The sequence below is a fragment of the Psychrobacter sp. Cmf 22.2 genome (genome assembly GCF_001921745.1).
Lineage (GTDB): Bacteria > Pseudomonadota > Gammaproteobacteria > Pseudomonadales > Moraxellaceae > Psychrobacter.
Window position 1 is genome coordinate 163,127 of the sequence record NZ_MRYA01000004.1, and the last position, 19,365, is coordinate 182,491.

Genomic DNA, 19,365 nt, shown 5'->3' on the forward strand with positions numbered 1-19,365 from the left:
AAAACTGCTGATAAAACGGTACTACATTTTAAGAAAAGAAGAAACACGCTTGCTTTAAAGCAGTGTAAGGAGACTGACGATAATGGAGACTAAGAGCATAAGGAAACTGAGTGAACAAATCATCACTGACTCACAAAACTTTGTTATACTTACCTCGTTTTTTGGCTTAAGTTTATCAAGATAAGAATATTAATCTTTAGGCTGAATCAAAATTTTAATTTATCTAATTATGAGTTTATTCAGATAATTGTTCAAACCGTTATCTAATCATGAGGGGCACAGATGAGCCAATCTAAATCGAAGTTTTCGCTCAGAAAGCAAGTGGGTCGCGGCAAAAAAATAGCTGGCATGACAACGACTATCGCGGGCGGTATGCGCACAGCACAGCGTATTGGTGCTTTTCGTGAACCACCACGTGAGACGCTACCACGTTATATTCAGACTTTTTGCCGTAAAATGGCAAGCTCTTTTGGTGTCAAGATTGTCCAAGTCGAGCCTGTGCCGCAGTATCATGGGCTATGGGTATCTAACCATGTTTCGTGGATGGATATTCCTGTAGTTGGTACTGTCAGCCCCGCTTTCTTTTTGTCAAAGGCCGAGATTGGCGATTGGCCCATTTTTGGTAAGCTTGTCCACGCGGCAGGTACAGTATTTATCAAACGCGGCTCTGGCGACGTAGGCTCAGTGACCACACAAATCGCCAGTTTTTTAAATGAAGGTTTTTCAGTTATATTCTTCCCTGAAGCGACCACCACTGATGGCAAAAAAGTGAAGCGTATCCATGGTACTTTATTACAAGCAGCAATCGATGCCGATGTACCGATTCAACCGCTCGTACTATGCTATGCTAATCAAGATGGCACCTTAAGTGAAGCATTGCCTTATCATGGCAAGCTTACGATGAAAGACAGTATCAAACGTGTCCTTGATAGTAAAAACGTGACCGCTTATGTACTACCACTTGAACCGTTAGACCCAAGTGGCCGTAGTAAGAGTGAGCTGACCAATGAGCTACAAAAGCGTATGCAAGAGGGGTTGGCTGAATTGCACTCAAGAGTACTTAGCACGTCACCTGACGCCTAAGACCTCACGTTTGACGTTGAGAGTAAGAGCATATAAAAAAGGCGCGGATCGCTATCATTATAGCGATTTGCGCCTTTTTGATGTCAGTAACAGACAACATCATATTAGTAGTGTAAATACTAGTATGAGCCATTTATGGAGATGGATTAGGCTGGCGTGTGTGTACCGCTTCAATGGCGTCTAGTACATCAGTGGTTAAGGTAAGATGAATACTGTCAATATTCGACTTTAGCTGCTCAAGGTTAGTGGCTCCGATGATATTACTAGTGACAAATGAGCGTGAATTGACAAAAGCTAGTGCCATCTGTGCCATATCTAAGCCTGCATCTGCGGCTATCTTAGCGTACTGGGTAGTTGCTTGTTTTGCCTGCTCATTAACGTAACGCTCAAAACGATCATATTTCGTCAGGCGAGCGCCCTCTGGACGTTTACCATCTAAATACTTACCTGATAAGACGCCAAAACCAAGTGGAGAATAGGCGAGTAGACCAACGTTTGAGCGATGTGCAATCTCTGCCATTCCTACTTCATATAAGCGGTTGAGTAGGCTGTACGGGTTTTGTACCGTAATCGGTGCCTTTAGACCATGTTTATCCGCTTCCCACAAATAGCGCATCAGCCCCCAAGCAGTGTCATTCGATAGTCCATAAGCGCGAATACGGCCTTTTTTAATTTCATCGTTTAAAGCTACGATGGTTTCTAGAAATGGTGTCAAGTCTTCTAATGGCTGTGCGGCCATATCCTCAGTGTAACCGCGTTTTCCAAAATAGTTGGATTGGCGTTCAGGCCAATGTAACTGGTAGATGTCGATATAATCCGTTTGTAGACGCTCAAGATTACTATCAATCGCGCTACTAATTTGCTCAGCGTTAAAACGCGTCTGGCCATCGCGTAAAAAGCTCATCGGTGACATTTTGCTGGCAAGTATAACCTTGTCACGCTGTTTGGTCTTGTTAAACCATGTACCTACGTAACGCTCTGTATCACCTTGCTTGTCTTTGTCTGGCGGCGATGGATACATCTCAGCCGTATCCCAAAAATTCACTCCTTCGCTGAGCGCCATATCCATTTGCGCGTGTGCTTCAGTTTCGGTGTTCTGTTGGCCCCATGTCATCGTACCTAGACAGATTTTGGAGACTTGTTCATCGATTTGCGGAAGCGTCTGATATTGCATATAAATGTCCTTTTGAAGATTGTTTTTGTTGTCTATAGTACGTTTACTCATTACATTAGCTGGACGCCAGTCACTCCAGGTGGGGTCACTTTAAAGACTTTGACTTTAAATAGCACAGATTGACCAGCAAGAGGATGATTGAAATCCACCTCTATCTCATCGTCGTTGATAGCGCTGATCGTACCAGGTAAGGTGTTTTTGCCTTTGTCTTCAAATTCGACCAACATGCCAACTTCTGGATTGTCGGTGACTAAAGCGAACTGAGTGCGACTAAAGTGCTGGATGTTTTCAGGATTCCATTCACCAAAAGCCTGTTCAGGCTCAAGATGGGCTGAGCGAGTGTCACCCGCACGTAGATTCATCAGTACCTGCTCAAACCCTGGCAATAGACTCTCATCGCCAATCGTGAGCTTAACAGGTGAATCACGGTGGAAGGTTGAATCAACGATAGTACCGTTCTCTAGAGATACTTCAAAATGAAGCTTAACAAGACTGCCGTAGGCAATACGTGTGTCTTCATTTGGATTGATAAATTGGGAGTCAGTCATAGTCAAGGGCCATTAGTCGTTAAAATAATTAGAGGTTATATAGTGTATATAGTGTAAGAAATGATAAGACAATTAACCATTAATGTAAGCGTTAATAATGTAACCTAAATAGTGTACAATATTTGACTGTTTAGGACATAGGCCAAAAGAGATGACAGATAGACAACAGGGCACGATTAAAAAATGGCAAGATGATAAGGGTTTTGGTTTTATCGAAACCCTAAGCGGTAAGTCATTGTTTTTTCATATCAGTGAATTTAAAGCACAGCGTCGTCCTAAGATTGGTGAGTCTGTCATCTTTACGCTGGGGCAAGACAACAAAGGTCGTATGCAAGCAAGACAAGTACAAGAGCTTGAATATGTACAACAACAAATGGCGAAGAAAAACAGTCAAATCCGTAAACGTAATCAACAACGCACGGCACAAGCTGAGTTTGAAGACGGACAAAAAAAACGTTTGCTCCTTGGTGTCGGCTTTTATGGTGTGCTTATACTACTTGCACTGACCAGTGAGATAAGTTGGCTGGTGGTTGCTTGGTACGCCGCACTAGGATTCATCACTTATATGATGTATGCCAAAGATAAAGCCGCTGCCCAAAGTGGCGATTGGCGTACGCCTGAATCAACACTGCACCTGCTTAGCATGTTTGGTGGCTGGGTCGGAGCGATGGTCGCACAGACGTATCTGCGCCACAAATCACAAAAGCCTGAATTTCGTATGACCTACTATTTAACGGTCATTATCAACTTAGCAGGATTACTCTTTATCATAGTGGGCGGCGGCTTAGATTTTTTAACCGAGTTATTGTAGAGCGTTGAATTAAATTTGCGCCAGTACTTGCTCATAAACGGCTGCATCTGAGGCTGAAAAACAGCAAAAAATCACTTCACGTATTGAAAAATCATCCAGTGGTTCTAAACCGTTTTGCACATACTCTTTAACAGTATCAATTGCGACTTTGGCCGCTTTATCAATGGGGTAGCCGTAGACGCCTGTACTAATAGATGGAAAAGCAATACTAGTGAGACCTTTTTGAGTCGCCAATTCTAAAGATTTTCGATAACAGCTGGCAAGTAGTGCTTGTTCGCTACTATGACCTCCATGCCAAACAGGGCCTACAGTATGAATCACATACTGGGAGGGCAAATCAAATGCCGGACTGATTTTGGCATCGCCAGTCTGGCAACCATTCAAAGCACGGCAATACTCAAGCAGCTCAGGCCCCGCCGCTCGATGAATCGCGCCATCAACACCGCCGCCACCCAGTAAGCTTGAATTGGCAGCATTAATAATAGCATCTACGTCTAAAGTAGTGATGTCTGCTTGTCGCACAGATAGAGTGACAGCGTTGTCATCAGTGTGCTGAGTGCTAGGGCGGCTAGCCGCGAAGACTGTTTTTTTAGAGTCAGGTTCTGTTTTATCGTTTGGCTTTGTCATCGTAGTTACCTTTTTAATAATTTAATAATCGTCTTTTATTCCTTATTCTAAATGATTGTCATCGTTGGCTTGTATGTTATATGGTTATAATAAGTTGTATTTTATCAGCTCAATTTTATAGAACTATAAACAACCAAACAGGTAAATGGACTCTAATTATAACGAGGTAAATAATAATGATTACTCTGTACAAATATACTCAGCCAAGTCGAGCAGAGACTGTGATTTGGGCACTAAGCGAGCTTGAGCTAGATTACGAAGTTAAAGAGATAGACGCCAAAAAAAACGAGCAAAGAAGTCCTGAGTTTCTAGCGATTAATCCCTTTGGTAAAATCCCAGCATTAACCCATAACGGCAAAGTATTTACAGAATCATTGGCCATCATCGAATACCTTAATGACTTGCATCCTGATAAACCACTCACACCTAACAAAGACGATGAGGATTACGCGGAGAAAAATTATAAACTGCGTCAAGTCATCTCCTTTGGCCTGATCGAGATGGAAAGTTATCTATGGATACTGACCAAAATCAAAGTATTACAAAACTTTGAGAGCTGGCCCGAGGGTACAGCTGAAAACTGCATGAAGTGTATCCAAAATGCGCTACCCATTGCTTACGCTTGGTTAGATGAGCAGGACTATATAGCAGGGGACAGCTTTACGTTAGCAGACATTTATTATCAGCAGCTGTTTACGTGGGTAAAAATGCTAGGAGTTGAATTACCAGAGCATGTTAAGGCTTATCTTAAGAAGTTATCAAAGCGTGAGAAGTTTCATGGGAGGTAGGATAATAGCGTGTAGCAAGAGCCGCTCCAACACGTTAATTTATCAAAAACAACAGGCAAAAGAAAAGGCGGGTTACGTATTCGTAAACCCACCTTCCCAATCTAAAAACTATCTACGATTATCATTGCTAAATTTCACGCTTCTTTTCTAAAAACAGCATATCAATGACAATCATCGCTACACCGATACTGATGCCCATATCGGCAATATTAAAGATTGGATAATGCCAGACATCCGCGTTGTGCACATGGATAAAATCAATCACATGACCGTGCAGTAAACGATCGATTAAATTACCAACCGCACCGCCAAGTACCAGTGCTAGCCCTGTAGATAGCAGCTTGGCTTGGCGCGGGGCTTTTATCAGATAGCCGATTAAAAACAGCGACATGATCAATGCAAGTCCAGCAAAAAACCACTTTTGCCAACCGCCTGCATCGGCCAAAAAGCTAAAAGCCGCGCCATAATTGTACGCTAAGGTCCAATTAAGAAAGGGTTCAATAACGGGTACTGGCTCATGGAAAGTTAGCTTGGTTTCAGCCAGCCATTTTGTCCATTGATCAATGATAAGCACGGCAAGCGACAGTAGATACCACTTAAAAGCACGACTGCCATTAGCGATAACTTTTGGTGTTTTAGTCAAGCGTCCTTTGGGCGTTGATGAACTACCCGTGGTCGCGTGAGCAGGTTTGGGCGAGCCGTCGGCCTCAACCTGCGGTGACTGGTTTTCAGTTGAGTCCGTTGGGTTAGGCATAGTGACGCACCTCGCCATCGCCTACGACGTTGGTTACGCAGCGCGCACATAATTCAGGGTGTGCTGGATCTGTACCGATGTCATCACGGATATGCCAGCAGCGTACACATTTCGTGCCAGTGGCAGCGCTCACATTTACAGTCAAGTCGGCTGAACTGTCTTCTATTTGCTTAGCCTCGTTAGGCGCTTTAGCTAGTGGTGCTAAGGTCGCTTTGCTAGTAATCAAAACAAACCGTAGCTCTTCGCCAAGCTTGGCTAGACTCTCATGCATTGCGCCATCAGCATACAGAGTGACATCAGCGGACAAATTAGCATTGATGATCTTATCGCCGCGTGCAGTCTCAATGTTTTTATTGACCATGTCTTTGGCTTGCATGATACGTTGCCAGTCCTCACTACTGATGGCACTGAGCTCAAATTCTGGGAACTCGTACCATTCTTGGGTAAACACATAGCCGGCATCTTGCTCGTTTTTACCTTGCAATACTTCCCAGGCTTCTTGGGCAGTAAACGACAAAATCGGTGTAATCCAGCGAATGAGTGCATGAGCAATATGATAAATAGCCGTTTGGGCAGAGCGGCGCGGCTGTCCGTCAGTTTGAGTGGTGTACTGACGGTCTTTAATAATATCTAAATAAAAGCTGCCCAAGTCTTGCGAACAAAACGCAGCAATATGCTGGGTGACTTGGTGAAAATCCATAGCATCATAAGCACTGACGATTTGTGCTTGTACCGCTTGTGTACGTTTAATAATAAATTTATCAAGGCTGACCAGATCATCCATAGCAATGCTATTAGTCTGAGGATCAAAGTCGTCGGTATTGGCCAGTAAGAAACGCAAGGTATTACGGATACGGCGATACATGTCAATTGCGCCTTTAAACACCGTCTTACCTGCGCTCATCTCATAACGATAATCGCTAGACGCAATCCACAAACGCAGCATATCTGCGCCCGTTTTATTAATCTCATCTTGTGGCGTGATGATATTGCCAAGTGACTTACTCATCTTGCGACCGTTTTCATCAACGACAAAGCCGTGGGTTAATACTTGCTTAAACGGTGGGCGCTCGTACATCGCTTCAGACGTAAGCAGTGAAGTCTGGAACCAACCGCGATGTTGGTCAGAGCCTTCTAAATACATATCAGCAGGGTTGGTCAGCTCTTCGCGTTGTTCAAGTACCGCAAAATGCGTCGTCCCTGAGTCAAACCAGACGTCCAAGGTATCGGTAGACTTGTCGTAATCAGCAGCTTCATCGCCTAAGTAATCTTCACAGCTCGCATCAAACCATGCTTCAACGCCACCTTTGGCGATGTTTTGTGCGGCCATCTCCATCAGCTCAAGCGTCTTTGGATGCAGCTCGCCTGTTTCTTTATGAGTGAAAAAGGCAATCGGTACACCCCAGGTGCGCTGACGTGAAATACACCAATCAGGACGACCTGTCATCATAGATTCAATGCGATTTTGACCCCAAGCTGGTGTCCACTTAACGGTTGGAATGTCTCTTAGAGCACGCTCGCGCAGACCTTTGGTTTCCATATTGATAAACCACTGCGGCGTTGCACGGAAAATAATGGGCGATTTATGGCGCCAGCAATGCGGGTAACTGTGTTCAATCTTGGTATGACTGACGAGGTGGCCATTTTCATGCAAAGTGGCAATGATCTTTGGATTGGCCTTATAGATGTGCTCGCCGGCGAATACCGCCGCGCTGTCTAGATACACGCCCGTACCGCCCACTGGGTTTTCAACTGGCAGATTATACTTAAGACCCACGATATAATCGTCAAGACCGTGACCAGGAGCAGTATGTACCAGACCCGTACCGCTATCAGTAGTCACGTGATCGCCCAAGATAAATGGCACTTGACGATCTGCAATCAATGGATGCTGAGCACGCAGACCTTCAAGCTCGCGTCCTGATACGGTAGCCAATACACCTTCATCACTGAGTTTAAGTTCGGTTAATGCTGTTTCAACAAGGTCAGTCGCTAATAGGAAGTTACCTTTGTCAGTTGCGACTACACTATAATCATGCTCAGGATGTACCGAAATCGCTTGGTTAGCAGGCAGTGTCCAAGGCGTGGTGGTCCAAATGACAGCTGCAATGTTGCCATCAATTTCACTTAATGCCACAACCTTTTCGGTATCAAGTACATCAAAGCTAACGTAGATAGCATCAGAGACTTTATCTTGATATTCAACTTCTGCTTCAGCTAGAGCAGAGCTACAATCCAAGCACCAGTTCACAGGCTTCATACCGCGGGTCACGTGCCCATTGTCATAGATTTTGGCCAGTGCGCGTACGATGTTAGCTTCCTGATGAAAGTTCATGGTGAGATAAGGGTTGTCCCAATCACCAAACACCCCTAGACGTTTAAAGTCAGACTTTTGCAATTCAATCTGAGTACTTGCGTACTCACGACAAAGACCGCGAAATTCAGTGGCAGAGACTTTTTGTCCGACTTTACCGACCTTGGCTTCAACCTTTTGCTCGATAGGTAGGCCGTGACAGTCCCAACCGGGCACATAAGGCGCATCAAAGCCTGATAACGTTTTTGACTTAACGATAATGTCTTTAAGCACTTTATTGACTGCATGACCTAAATGAATCTGACCGTTTGCGTATGGAGGGCCATCATGCAAAATATATTTGGTTGCGCCTGTACGTGCCTGACGGATTTTACCGTATACATCGTCAGCTTCCCATGCTGCAAGCCAATCAGGCTCACGTTTGGCAAGATTTGCACGCATGGCAAAAGGTGTGTCAGCAAGATTTAGTGTGTCTTTATAGTCGATAGATTCGGTCATAGTCTTCGTCTTTGTCTCTATTTATACAGTGGAAAGATAAGGGTTGGGATGCGATATATTATGTGATGACTCATAAACCAGCAGACATATTTAGCAAAATCAAAGCTACTCATTATAGGATAAAAAAGGGACTAAAAATAGGGGCTATCATGTATGGATCTGACCGACAGAATCAAGCAGTTATTAGAACAAAAGCAGTCCAAATGATTAAGTTGTGGTTAAGTGATTTGCCATGATAATAGGCTAGAAGAAGAAGGTTTGATTTAGCTTACAACAGAATGCCAGTATAGATCATGCAGTCAACAAACTGTTGTATGGCTAGAGGGAAAGGAAGGGGTTGGCAAAAAGCAGAAAAGAAATATCTTCTACTATAGTTCGTTTAAAGCTTTAAGAGCACGTGATGAATACAATCAAAAATTTGACACCTGCAATCTGTCAGTATTGTAGGCTCTTCTAACCAACTAAACAGGTACGATGGTTAGATGCTCTGCCAAATTAAAAAAAGGTTTGGTTGAGGCATTAAAATCAAGGCCAGCTTCCAAATGGTTTAAGTGCTGATCAATAAGTAGCAAAAGGCGTTCTTCATCCTTATTTTCGATAGCTTGTACTATTTCGAGGTGCTCATCTTCGGCACAGTGAGATGAGCCAGCCGTATTGTACAATCCGATAATTAAGGTAGTACGTAACGTCAGCTCACTCAAAAATCTCTCTAGGACTTGATTGTCAGCGATCGTCGCCAAACGCATGTGAAACGTACGTGATAGGCGAAGCTCAGCAGGTTTGTCTCCCTTGGTACGCGCTTTGGCTTCAGCGGCTATCGTAGCACGCATGTCAGCGATATCTTGTGACGTGAAGTTTTCGATGACTTTACGTGCCAGCATGCGCTCAATCGTTCGACGCGCTTCAAAGACGTCACCAGCTTCTTTAGGAGAGGGCGTTGAGACAAATGCGCCTCGATTGGGCTGCAATTGTACCACATGCATCGTAGCAAGCGTAGAGAGCGCCCGCCTGACATTGGCCCTATTACAGTCGAATAGATCACTTAGTACCTGTTCACCCAGTTTTGTTCCAGCTGGCAACCGCTGCTCTGACACGGCCGCAGTAATTGAGTTAATAATCGTTTGCTCTGGCATCGCATCGATCCTAGAAGCTGTATTTTCAGTTTTTATATCATTCATAGGCGCAATTATAGTGTGCCACTGTTACCTCCACAACAAATATTATAAATTTTTGATTGTTTTGTTAACAATAATAGTTAACAATGCTTGTTAACAACGGTTATTTCACGCTTATGGGTAGTCAAAAACAAAAGCCAATGATGAAAAATGAAACCAATAGCAAAATTTATAAATAGAGAGTCGCTATGAAAATCTTAGTCATGAATCCAAACTCTACAACGTCTATGACAGACAAAATCGTAGAAAGCGCGCGTCAAAAGGTTGGCGTAGGTACGTCCATTATTGGTGCTTCTGGCACGGATGCACCTGCCTCTATTCAAGGGCATCACGATGAAGCGATGTCTGTTCCTGGTTTAATCAAGCGTTTAAAACAAGCTGAAGCAGAAGGCATTGATGGGGTAGTGGTTGCCTGTTTTGATGATCCAGGAATCGGTGCTTGCCGCGAAGTCTTCTCAGGGCCAGTTCTTGGAATCTGTGAAGCCGCAGTCAAGGCCGCAAGTATGATTTCGACATCTTTTAGTGTGGTCACAACGCTACCTCGTTCTGTACCTGTCATCGAAGATCTTATCCATGGTTATGGCTTATCACATCGCTGCCGCCGTGTACGCTCAGCTGCCATACCAGTGCTTGCTCTTGAAGAGCCAGGCTCTGGCGCACGTGAAAAGGTTCGTGATGAGATCTTACGTGCAGTGCGTGAAGACAATTGTGAAGCCGTTGTTTTGGGATGTGCAGGCATGGCAGATTTGACAGAATGGCTGACAAAAGAGACTGGCGTTCCTGTCATCGATGGTGTCACAGTTGCCACGCGCATGGTTGAGGCTTTGATTGGCTGCGGTCTTAAAACCAGCAAGGTTGGTGCTTATGCTGCACCGATTGAGAGTTAAATTAACCAAATGAATTAACACCCACGATTAACCAATAAACTTTCTCAAGGAAGGGGAACGTAATGGAAAATGCGAAAGTTGCCGTCGCTGCGGCAGGAGTACAAACCCTCGATAATAAAGCAATCGGGGAGGAGAGTCTGGCACCGCAAACTACGCGTATTATGGGCTCATGGTCTTATTTGTTTGCATGGTTAGGGGGATGTGTATCCATTGGCACATTCACCGTTGGTTCGGGACTTGTTGGTACATTAAACCTGCTACAAGTAGTATTGGCTATCGCAATTGGTTGTACTGTTATTGGGGCTGCGCTCATGATTAATGGCAGAGCAGGCCATAAATATGGCATACCGTTCATGGTACAGACTCGCTCTGCTTTTGGCTTTTCAGGTAGTCGTATCCCGGCACTGGTACGTTCGGTACCAGCAGTTGTATGGTTTGGCTTTCAAAGCTGGATTGGTGCTGGAGCATTGAATCTAGTATCTGACACTCTATTTGGTTATAACAATATTGTGGTCTTTTTTGTCGGCTTTCAGTTTTTGCAGATTGGTTTATCTGTCCTTGGTTTTCATGGCATTAAATGGCTTGAAAATATTGGTTCAGTTTTTATTATTGGCGCGCTTGCTTATATGTTTTTTAGTGTCATTAATAAATACGGCGACACGATCTCGACCAATCTCATCAACGTCGAAGGCACATGGGGCACACCGTTTTGGGGCGCCACGATGCTGTTTTTGGGGGTGTACAGTACCATGATGCTTAACGTATCTGACTATTCGCGCGAGCTACGCGAAAATGTTGGATTGTTTCGTCAAGTGGTTATTTACGCCAACTCTATTTTGCCCGCGACGCTATTTATGGGGTTAATCGGCGTCATGGTCACCAGTGCGACTGGTGAAGTTGATCCTATTCAAGTGTTTTCTAGTGCTGTCGACAACAAGCCTTTACTGGTTATCACCATGCTTTTCATCGCTTTTGCGCAAGTTACGACCAATATCTTAAATAATGTTATCCCGCCTGCGTATGCTTTAATGGACATCTTTAACCTTAAGTATAAAACAGCAGCTGTCATTGTAGGTTTGCTGGCATTTTGCACCTTCCCTTGGGAGCTGGTAAAAGATGAATCTGCTGCTGGTCTGAATCTATTTATCCAAACCTATTCGGCATTCTTAGGTCCGTTATTTGCAATCTTGGTAGTAGACTTTTATTTCTTGCGTAAACAAAAGCTTGATATCGATAAGCTATATGACAAAGACGGCCCTTATAAAGGTGTGAATATGGCGGCAGTCATCGCCATGGCTATTGGTATCGTAGTCGCGTTGATGTTTTCCAGCATCTCTTGGTATGCAAGCTTAATCCCAGCAGGGGCTATCTATTGGATCTTGATGCTTAAGATGCCAGCCGCGCAACGTTTTATGTCATAAATAATTTCATTCAACCCTTTAAAAATAAACAGTCCCTATTATAGAGTGCTCTATAGTAGGGACTGTTGCGTTAGGTAGTTGGTTCCGGCATGATAACCTTGATGGTTCATCGTTAGGCTGCCTTTATAACACTGACTCTGTGCCACTTATTTTCTATAGTTAAATACACCACTTTACTGTCATCAAGGAAGATAAAATTATGAAAATAGGTATTCCAAAAGAGATGAAGAATAATGAAAATCGGGTTGGCTTAACGCCAAATGGGGTCAGTGTGTTAGTCGATGATGGTCATGATGTACTCGTCGAAACCAATGCTGGCATGGGTTCACAGTTTACTGACGATGATTATAAAGCAGCTGGCGCAACCATCGTTGATGACGCGGCAACAGCATGGGCCGTAGAATTGGTCATTAAGGTAAAAGAGCCGCAGAGGGATGAATATAAACATCTAACAGAAGATTTAATCTTATTTACCTATCTACATTTAGCAAACGAGCCTGAGCTTGCCAAAGTATTAATCGACAACAAAGTAACGGCGATTGCTTATGAGACGGTACAGCTAACGGATAATTCCTTGCCACTACTCACACCGATGAGTGAGATTGCTGGGCGTATGAGTACGCAAATTGGTGCGCAGTTTTTGCAGACTTTTTATGGTGGTAAAGGGATTTTGCTCGGCGGCGTTCCGGGCGTACAAAAGGGCAGGGTAACTATTATCGGTGGCGGCGTATCTGGTACGGAAGCTGCCAAGATTGCCGTTGGCCTACGTGCTGATGTCACCATTTTAGACTTAGATCCTCAGCGTCTAAAAGAGCTGTCCGAGATGTTCGGTAATAATGTGCAAACGCTAATATCTAACAAAGTTAATATCGCCAAGAGTGTCAAGGTGAGCGATTTGGTCATTGGTGCAGTGTTGATTCCGGGCGCAGCGACGCCTAAATTAGTGACTGAGGAGATGATTAAATCCATGGATGATGGCGGTGTCATCATCGATATTGCGGTCGATCAAGGCGGGGTCTTTGAGACTACCGATCGCGTCACCACTCATGATAGTCCGACGTATACAAAGCACGGCATTGTTCATTATGCGGTGGCTAACATTCCGGGTGCTGTCCCACGCACTTCTACTATGGCGTTGTCCAATGTTACTTTACGGTATATACAAGCACTCGCCAAAAAGGGCTATCAGCAAGCATGTCTTGATGATCCAGCATTGGCAAAAGGCGTTAATACCACTCAAGGTTATATGACCTATGAAGCTGTTGCTAAAGCATTAGATTATGAGTATAAAGCGTTGGATAAGATGATTGGTTAGTTTTTTTAGAGAACGTAGTGACTAGTGTGCTCATTATGAGCCGCACCGCAATATAAAAAATCAGTGATTTTAATAATGTTTTCAATAATTTAAATTGACGGCAAATATTCGTTATTATATGGTGGATGGTAGATATCAACTAGTACAAGGATAATAGGCATGGAGCTTTATGATTTAGAAGTATCAGGGAATTGCTACAAGATTCGGCTGTTCTTAGCACTGATAAAACAACCCTATACGCTACGTCCAGTGGATTTTTTGGAGGGTGAACATAAAAACGAGGCATCCATTGAACGCAATGCTTTTGGCGAAGTGCCAGTACTGATCGATGGCGATTTGACTCTCAGGGATTCACAAGCTATTTTGATTTATCTTGCTAGAAAGTTTGATAGAACAGACTGGTATCCAACGACGCCTGCTGAAGAGGCCAAAGTTGTTCAGTGGTTAATGGTCGCTGAAAGCGAGATCGCCAGAGGCCCTAACGATGCTCGGTTGCATGATAAGTTTGGTTATGAGCTTGACATTGATTTGGCTCGGAATAAGTCAACTCGTATCTTAGATATTTTAAACGAGCATCTATTAGACCGTGATTGGTTAGAGCTTGACCGGCCAACTTTAGCAGACTTAGCTTGCTTTCCTTATGTGGCACTTAGCGAGGAAGGCGGCGTATCACTAGAGCCTTATCCAGCAATAACAGACTGGATAGAGCGTATAAAAGCGCTACCAGATTTTGTGACTATGCCTGGGATGTAGGGCCATACTTTTTACAATTAAAAAGTATATTTAACTTAGCGTACTACAAAAATAAGTAAATTGATTAAGTATAGATAAGCGCATGCAGCTTTGGTTAAAAGTTATCGCTAAGCCATAATCTTAGTTTAAGAGACCAAAGCGGCTGAATACCTGTCAATCCTTGCGTCATCTCGCCATTTTTTAAGATGACATAAGAAGGCGTGACCTGTCCCTGCCAATCGGCGAAAATATTGCCTTCTTGGTCATTAACCGTCGTAAAATTATAATCATGCTCATCGAGATAACTATGCAGCACTTGATCAGAACCCGATTTAATCGCGATAGTGACTACCGGATAGTCATTAGACGCTGCAAGTTTGTCTATCGTTGGTGAGGTCACATTACAAATCGGACACCATGTACCCCAAAAGTACACCAGTGCTGGCTTATCTGCACTCATAGCGGCCAAGTCAACGGGTTGACCTTGATAGTCAGTTAACTGTAGCTGCGGGCTGGCGGGCATAACGGGCTGTCGCCACCAATTGATCGCAATGTATACGGCTAAAAAGACAATGCCATATAGAAGTACGGTTTTAAGTACTGATAATAGCTTCTGTTTTGGCGTCTTGTTAGGTGTTTTATTTTTCTTTTCAATATTGGTAGTCATAGCTTTCGTTTTTTGCCTGTCACATAGTTACTTAAATTAATTTTTACTTAAGCCAGTTGCTTGGTGAGTAAGCTTGTTAGATAAGGATTTAGATAAAAATAAACGGCTGAATGATCAGCCGTATTATTAATAGTAATAACGAATAAAGGAGCAATTTGAAGGTATGCCGCTGTCTTCAATCCGTGTTACTGATTAGCACTATCGAGATTTTTTGGCACGTCCTTGCAGTGCATCACCCAACAATACGCTACCAGAGTTTTCACGGCGTTCTTCATCGCTTAGTTTACTGGCAGAGATTTTCGATTTTTTCTTCCATCTTAAGCTAAATAAATCATCACGGCGATCGATCAAGTTGTGTACTGAACCTTCATGACGTACATGAATGAGCTTATCCAAATTCAAATCAGAAAAGAATACCATTTCTGTGTTTGGGGTGGTCTCTGCCATAATCGCATCATGAGGGAACGCAAAATCCGATGGCGAAAAGATAGACGACTGAGCATACTGAATATCTAGACTTTCAACTTGCGGCAAGTTACCAACTGAGCCGCAAATCATAACGTAACATTCGTTTTCGATCGCGCGCGCTTGGGCACAATGACGCACTCGTAGATATCCGTTTTGAGTATCTGTCCAGAACGGCACAAACAAAATATCCATATCATCAAGCGCCATTAAACGGGCAAGTTCAGGAAATTCAACATCGTAACATACCAAAATGCCAATGCGACCTGCGTCGGTATCGAACACTTTGACCTCGTCACCGCCTTCAATTACCCACGCACTGCGCTCATGCGGCGTAATATGGATTTTACGCTGTTCTTCAACGGTGCCATCACGGCGACATAAATAGCTGACATTATATAAAGTGTCATTTTCATCGAGCAATGGCATAGAGCCGCTAATGACATTGACGTTATAGCTGACAGCTAAATGTGAGATCTCATTTCTAAACCATTCGGTGTAACCCGCCAAAAACCGAATGGCGACATTTTGATCTGTTGATTCGCATAATCCCATCAATGGTGCGTTAAAGAACTCTGGCAAGCAAGCAAAATCAGCGTTGTAATCTGCCATTATATCGACGAAGAACTCAACCTGTTGTAGTAGCTCTTCTGGTGACTCAACTTCGCGCATCTGCCATTGAATACCACCGATACGCACCTCAGATTTGCGCGTATTAGGCTTGTAGTCTTTGGGTTCGTAATAGATGTTTGCCCATTCAAGCAAGGTTGCAAAGCCTTTAGATTGCTTATCATCTGGTAAATAGGCAGTCAGAATACGCTTAACGATAAAGCCGTTGGACAGCTGAAACGATAAGGCTGGGTCATGAATCTCACGTGATTCAACAGCATCAATATATTCGCCAGGGGTAAGGTCTTGATGGTCATGATATTTTGGAATACGACCACCAGCCAAAATGGCACGAAAGTTGAGCTGACGGCACAGCTCTTTACGAGCATCATATAATCTACGACCCAAACGATAGCCGCGATATTCAGGATCTATCAACGCATCGAGACCATAGATAGCATCGCCCTCAGGGTTGTCTTTGATAATTTCTTTGTGGCCAATCAAATCATCATAAGTATGCGGGTTAGAAAACTTGGCATAGTCAACACGCATAGACAGTACGATACCGATTAATTGGTCATGATCAAATAACGCAATCTGACCTTCTGGAAAAGCATCAATCAAGGTGTGAATCGTAGTCTTTGACCATGCGCCGCCTAAGTTTGCATAGACGCGATCCATTAAGGCTTTTAACTGGGCATAATCTTTTTTCTTAATTTCGGCAATCGTTAAATGGAAGTCATCTAATTTTTCAATCTTGCTCATAATATTCCTGTTTGGCTATTTGGGGTGTCAGATAATGGGCTTCACACTTGAATAAAACGATAGAGTATTGATATTACCGAATTTTTGTGTAACAAAAATCATAAAAATATATCAATCACTTCGCTTAGTCGTTACAATATTTTATTATCGTATTTACAACGAGTTATCATAACTAGAATGGTTATTTGGTATGCTTTTTTACGATAGCATGTTCCATAAGGGGTGTTATTTTATCAACTAAGATAACTAATGACATTCTGGCATGGTAAACATTTACTACGTTTTTGTGAATTGTATTATTCGGCTCGTTTAGAGAGGAGTTTTGAGTCTTTTATTATCCCTACAAAAGCGTTATTTTTAGGATTTTTCATGCCTTTGCAACATGGTGATACAACTGATTTATTAGAAAATATAAAAGACTCAGCACTGATTCAGCTGGTGTACGTAAGTAGCATTACTTTTAAAAGTCGTATAAATACCCTCATATTCGATGAAGTAGAAAAGCACGCGCGCGATCACAACAAAGATCACGGTATTACTGGTATCTTATGTTATGGCAATGGTCAGTTTTTACAATGCATTGAAGGTAGTAAACAAGAAGTAATCAGCTTACAAAAGCGTATTTTTGCGGATTTGCGTCACAAAAACGTCAAAATACTCTTAGTCCATGCTATCGATGAGCGTAGCTTTATGGATTGGCGTATGCGCTTATTGTTTTTGGAGCGCTGGCTATGGTCTCCTGCAACCAAGCAACAAGCTGCGCAGTTGGCCCCGTATTTGCCTTTTAGTCCGCACGGTTGGTCACCCAAACGCACCGAGCAATTCTTACAAATTATCAGAAATTTTGATACCCCGCCTCATATCAAAGCGGCAGGCATTACTTATAATGCGTTGGGCAATATGGTTCAGCACATTGCAGCGCCTCATCAAGCATTTTTAATTGTCCAAAGCTTCTTATGTGTTTTGGTCGTTGCAGCGTTGATACTCTTATATTTGTAAAATATGCTTTGACAATCTAACTCCTGATAAACAATGTAAAATATAAAAATGACGCTTTACTTTAATGTATAGCGTCGTTTTTTATCAATTTAAGCCTAAGAGCCGGTCAGTTTAAAAGCCAATTACATATCAAAAATCTTGCCCCGATTCATAATATTGTTTGGATCAAATACTTTTTTGATTTCTCGCAAATAGTCAATCTCAGTCTCGCTGCGACTATAGTGCAGATAAGGCTTTTTAGTCATGCCGACCCCATGTTCAGCAGATACTGAGCCGCCATATTTCTGTACAGTCTCAAACACATGTTTATTGACAATTTGACATTCATTAAAGAAATCATCTTTGCTCATATGTTCAGGTTTGAGAATATTAAGATGCAAGTTACCATCGCCAATATGACCGAACCAGCACACTTCAAAGTCAGGATAATTGCTACTGACAATATGATCAATCTCAGCGATAAACTTAGGTACATGGCTGATTAATACCGATACATCGTTCTTGTATGGCGTAAATACTGAGATGGTCTCAGAAATATATTCACGCAACTTCCATAGCTCTGTCGCTTGTGCGATGCTTTGACTCATCACCCCATCAACGACCCAGCCTTGTTCCATACATTGCTCAAATATTGCCATTGCCTTATCCATAATCGGCTCATAGGGCGCTTCAAATTCAAGCAAGGTATAAAACTTGGTACGCGACTCAAACGGCTCTTGGACCTGGCCGTGCGCCATCAATTTATCCACTGCCACATCATCAAAGAACTCAAAGGCAGTCAAATCAATCTGCGCTTGAAAGGCAGACAATACGTTCATCACATCATTAAACGTATCCATGCCAAGTACCATGACATTTAACTCTTGCGGCAGGCGCTCAAGCTTGATTTGTGCATGAGTAACTAAGCCCAATGTGCCCTCACTACCAATAAACAGCTGGCGCAAATCATAGCCAGTGGCATTTTTGATCATACCGCGGTTCAATTGTAAGATGTCGCCTTTGCCCGTGACGACAGTCAGGCCCATAATCCATTGACGGGTCATACCGTAACGAATGACTTTGATACCGCCAGCATTGGTACCGATGTTACCACCCATTTGACTAGAGCCTGCTGAAGCGAAGTCGACAGGATAGTATAGATCTTTTGACTCGGCAAATTGCTGTAGCTGCTGAGTGACGACGCCCGCTTCGATCTCAACCAGACGATCAGCAGGATAGAACTGCCCGATATGATTCATCTTATCCATACTGACGACAATCTCGCCATTAGCCGCGACCGCGCCAGCAGACAAGCCCGTACGTCCGCCACTTGGCGTTAGCACCACATTGTGCTCATTGGCAAGTAGTACGACGGCTTGTACTTGTTCTGTCGTTTTTGGAAAGACGATAGCAGTCGGCGCGGGCGCAAAATGCTTGGTCCAGTCTTTACCCCAATGCTCCAAGCTTTCGCTATCGGTTTTGATTTGAGTGTTATCAAAGTTGTGCTCATTGACCAAGCTATCTAAGAGAATTTTGAGTGTATCAATATCGGTAGTAGTGGTGGTCTGAGATGCAAATGGCGTCATAGTTAAGTCTCTGTATAAACGTTAGCGCTACACCTCTTTTTTTAACCAGTCTACATAAAGGTCGGTTGGACCATAAAACCTTTAGATAGATTGGCTAAGAATAGATAGGCAACATCATAGGCGCTTAAAGGCGTTAAGTAGTAAATAGGGCAGTTTGAATAAAGTTTA

The 19,365-nt window shown here is 43.2% G+C and carries 17 protein-coding genes; 8 read left to right on the top strand and 9 right to left on the bottom strand.

All coding sequences use genetic code 11. The annotated features are described in order from the left end of the window. Positions 1–282 precede the first annotated feature (282 nt). Positions 283–1,083, top strand: coding sequence for a 1-acyl-sn-glycerol-3-phosphate acyltransferase (locus BTV98_RS09340; RefSeq protein ID WP_058368175.1), 801 nt, complete (start codon positions 283–285; stop codon positions 1,081–1,083). A gap of 133 nt (positions 1,084–1,216) precedes the next feature. Here BTV98_RS09340 and BTV98_RS09345 read toward each other — a convergent pair whose 3' ends face one another. Further along, on the bottom strand, positions 1,217–2,257 hold the full coding sequence (locus BTV98_RS09345) for an aldo/keto reductase (RefSeq protein WP_058368176.1): 1,041 nt from the start codon (positions 2,255–2,257) through the stop codon (positions 1,217–1,219). Between the two features lie 50 nt (positions 2,258–2,307). Next, positions 2,308–2,805, bottom strand: coding sequence for a peptidylprolyl isomerase (locus BTV98_RS09350; protein WP_058368177.1), 498 nt, complete (start codon positions 2,803–2,805; stop codon positions 2,308–2,310). A 151-nt stretch (positions 2,806–2,956) separates the two neighbouring features. Between BTV98_RS09350 and BTV98_RS09355 the strand changes: the two genes are divergently transcribed. Continuing rightward, a complete protein-coding gene (locus BTV98_RS09355) occupies positions 2,957–3,616 on the top strand; it encodes a DUF1294 domain-containing protein (RefSeq protein WP_075103459.1) in 660 nt (219 codons plus the stop codon). Between the two features lie 9 nt (positions 3,617–3,625). Here the strand turns inward: BTV98_RS09355 and BTV98_RS09360 are convergent, their stop codons facing one another. Further along, complete coding sequence (locus BTV98_RS09360; RefSeq protein ID WP_082637961.1) at positions 3,626–4,243, bottom strand: O-acetyl-ADP-ribose deacetylase; 618 nt, start codon at positions 4,241–4,243, stop codon at positions 3,626–3,628. A gap of 176 nt (positions 4,244–4,419) precedes the next feature. Between BTV98_RS09360 and BTV98_RS09365 the strand changes: the two genes are divergently transcribed. Beyond that, positions 4,420–5,031, top strand: a complete 612-nt coding sequence (locus tag BTV98_RS09365; RefSeq protein WP_058368178.1) for a glutathione S-transferase family protein — start codon at positions 4,420–4,422, stop codon at positions 5,029–5,031. 127 nt (positions 5,032–5,158) lie between these two features. Here the strand turns inward: BTV98_RS09365 and lspA are convergent, their stop codons facing one another. From lspA to BTV98_RS09380, 3 genes are all read right to left on the bottom strand, one after another. Next, a complete protein-coding gene (lspA, locus tag BTV98_RS09370) occupies positions 5,159–5,785 on the bottom strand; it encodes a signal peptidase II (protein WP_075103460.1) in 627 nt (208 codons plus the stop codon). Beyond that, positions 5,778–8,597, bottom strand: coding sequence for an isoleucine--tRNA ligase (ileS, locus tag BTV98_RS09375; RefSeq protein ID WP_058368179.1), 2,820 nt, complete (start codon positions 8,595–8,597; stop codon positions 5,778–5,780). The genes lspA and ileS overlap by 8 nt, the downstream gene beginning before the upstream one ends. Positions 8,598–9,058: 461 nt before the next feature. Further along, the gene (locus BTV98_RS09380; RefSeq protein WP_227511700.1) at positions 9,059–9,730 is read right to left on the bottom strand and encodes a GntR family transcriptional regulator; all 672 of its coding nucleotides are present in this window, start codon (positions 9,728–9,730) and stop codon (positions 9,059–9,061) included. 230 nt (positions 9,731–9,960) lie between these two features. On the opposite strand from BTV98_RS09380, the gene BTV98_RS09385 reads away from it, so the two are divergent. The 4 genes from BTV98_RS09385 to BTV98_RS09400 all read left to right on the top strand — a co-directional run bounded on the left by BTV98_RS09385 (position 9,961) and on the right by BTV98_RS09400 (position 14,148). Continuing rightward, on the top strand, positions 9,961–10,659 hold the full coding sequence (locus BTV98_RS09385; RefSeq protein WP_058368182.1) for an aspartate/glutamate racemase family protein: 699 nt from the start codon (positions 9,961–9,963) through the stop codon (positions 10,657–10,659). 62 nt (positions 10,660–10,721) lie between these two features. Then, positions 10,722–12,080, top strand: coding sequence for an NCS1 family transporter (locus tag BTV98_RS09390; protein WP_075103461.1), 1,359 nt, complete (start codon positions 10,722–10,724; stop codon positions 12,078–12,080). 199 nt (positions 12,081–12,279) lie between these two features. Then, positions 12,280–13,395, top strand: a complete 1,116-nt coding sequence (gene ald, locus BTV98_RS09395; protein WP_058368186.1) for an alanine dehydrogenase — start codon at positions 12,280–12,282, stop codon at positions 13,393–13,395. 159 nt (positions 13,396–13,554) lie between these two features. Next, entirely contained in the window at positions 13,555–14,148 is a 594-nt protein-coding gene (locus BTV98_RS09400; protein WP_058368187.1) for a glutathione S-transferase family protein, read from the top strand. A gap of 94 nt (positions 14,149–14,242) precedes the next feature. Here BTV98_RS09400 and BTV98_RS09405 read toward each other — a convergent pair whose 3' ends face one another. Together BTV98_RS09405 and BTV98_RS09410 are read right to left on the bottom strand one after the other, a co-directional pair. Next, positions 14,243–14,794, bottom strand: a complete 552-nt coding sequence (locus tag BTV98_RS09405; RefSeq protein WP_058368188.1) for a protein disulfide oxidoreductase — start codon at positions 14,792–14,794, stop codon at positions 14,243–14,245. A 198-nt stretch (positions 14,795–14,992) separates the two neighbouring features. Next, on the bottom strand, positions 14,993–16,633 hold the full coding sequence (locus tag BTV98_RS09410; RefSeq protein WP_058368189.1) for a carbon-nitrogen hydrolase family protein: 1,641 nt from the start codon (positions 16,631–16,633) through the stop codon (positions 14,993–14,995). 369 nt (positions 16,634–17,002) lie between these two features. Between BTV98_RS09410 and BTV98_RS09415 the strand changes: the two genes are divergently transcribed. Next, on the top strand, positions 17,003–17,632 hold the full coding sequence (locus BTV98_RS09415; protein WP_058368190.1) for a BLUF domain-containing protein: 630 nt from the start codon (positions 17,003–17,005) through the stop codon (positions 17,630–17,632). A gap of 122 nt (positions 17,633–17,754) precedes the next feature. Here the strand turns inward: BTV98_RS09415 and BTV98_RS09420 are convergent, their stop codons facing one another. Then, on the bottom strand, positions 17,755–19,197 hold the full coding sequence (locus BTV98_RS09420; RefSeq protein WP_058368191.1) for an FAD-binding oxidoreductase: 1,443 nt from the start codon (positions 19,195–19,197) through the stop codon (positions 17,755–17,757). Positions 19,198–19,365: the final 168 nt, after the last annotated feature.

Bases quoted from the DNA above. Each gene is read 5' to 3' on its own strand.
- BTV98_RS09385 (WP_058368182.1), top strand. From the start codon at position 9,961: ATGAAAATCTTAGTCATGAATCCAAACTCTACAACGTCTATGACAGAC.
- BTV98_RS09420 (WP_058368191.1), bottom strand. From the start codon at position 19,197: ATGACGCCATTTGCATCTCAGACCACCACTACTACCGATATTGATACA.
- BTV98_RS09410 (WP_058368189.1), bottom strand. From the start codon at position 16,633: ATGAGCAAGATTGAAAAATTAGATGACTTCCATTTAACGATTGCCGAA.
- BTV98_RS09350 (WP_058368177.1), bottom strand. From the start codon at position 2,805: ATGACTGACTCCCAATTTATCAATCCAAATGAAGACACACGTATTGCC.
- BTV98_RS09355 (WP_075103459.1), top strand. From the start codon at position 2,957: ATGACAGATAGACAACAGGGCACGATTAAAAAATGGCAAGATGATAAG.
- BTV98_RS09415 (WP_058368190.1), top strand. From the start codon at position 17,003: ATGCCTTTGCAACATGGTGATACAACTGATTTATTAGAAAATATAAAA.
- BTV98_RS09340 (WP_058368175.1), top strand. From the start codon at position 283: ATGAGCCAATCTAAATCGAAGTTTTCGCTCAGAAAGCAAGTGGGTCGC.
- BTV98_RS09400 (WP_058368187.1), top strand. From the start codon at position 13,555: ATGGAGCTTTATGATTTAGAAGTATCAGGGAATTGCTACAAGATTCGG.
- BTV98_RS09345 (WP_058368176.1), bottom strand. From the start codon at position 2,257: ATGCAATATCAGACGCTTCCGCAAATCGATGAACAAGTCTCCAAAATC.
- BTV98_RS09405 (WP_058368188.1), bottom strand. From the start codon at position 14,794: ATGACTACCAATATTGAAAAGAAAAATAAAACACCTAACAAGACGCCA.
- lspA (WP_075103460.1), bottom strand. From the start codon at position 5,785: ATGCCTAACCCAACGGACTCAACTGAAAACCAGTCACCGCAGGTTGAG.
- BTV98_RS09365 (WP_058368178.1), top strand. From the start codon at position 4,420: ATGATTACTCTGTACAAATATACTCAGCCAAGTCGAGCAGAGACTGTG.
- BTV98_RS09380 (WP_227511700.1), bottom strand. From the start codon at position 9,730: ATGCCAGAGCAAACGATTATTAACTCAATTACTGCGGCCGTGTCAGAG.
- ileS (WP_058368179.1), bottom strand. From the start codon at position 8,597: ATGACCGAATCTATCGACTATAAAGACACACTAAATCTTGCTGACACA.
- ald (WP_058368186.1), top strand. From the start codon at position 12,280: ATGAAAATAGGTATTCCAAAAGAGATGAAGAATAATGAAAATCGGGTT.
- BTV98_RS09390 (WP_075103461.1), top strand. From the start codon at position 10,722: ATGGAAAATGCGAAAGTTGCCGTCGCTGCGGCAGGAGTACAAACCCTC.
- BTV98_RS09360 (WP_082637961.1), bottom strand. From the start codon at position 4,243: ATGACAAAGCCAAACGATAAAACAGAACCTGACTCTAAAAAAACAGTC.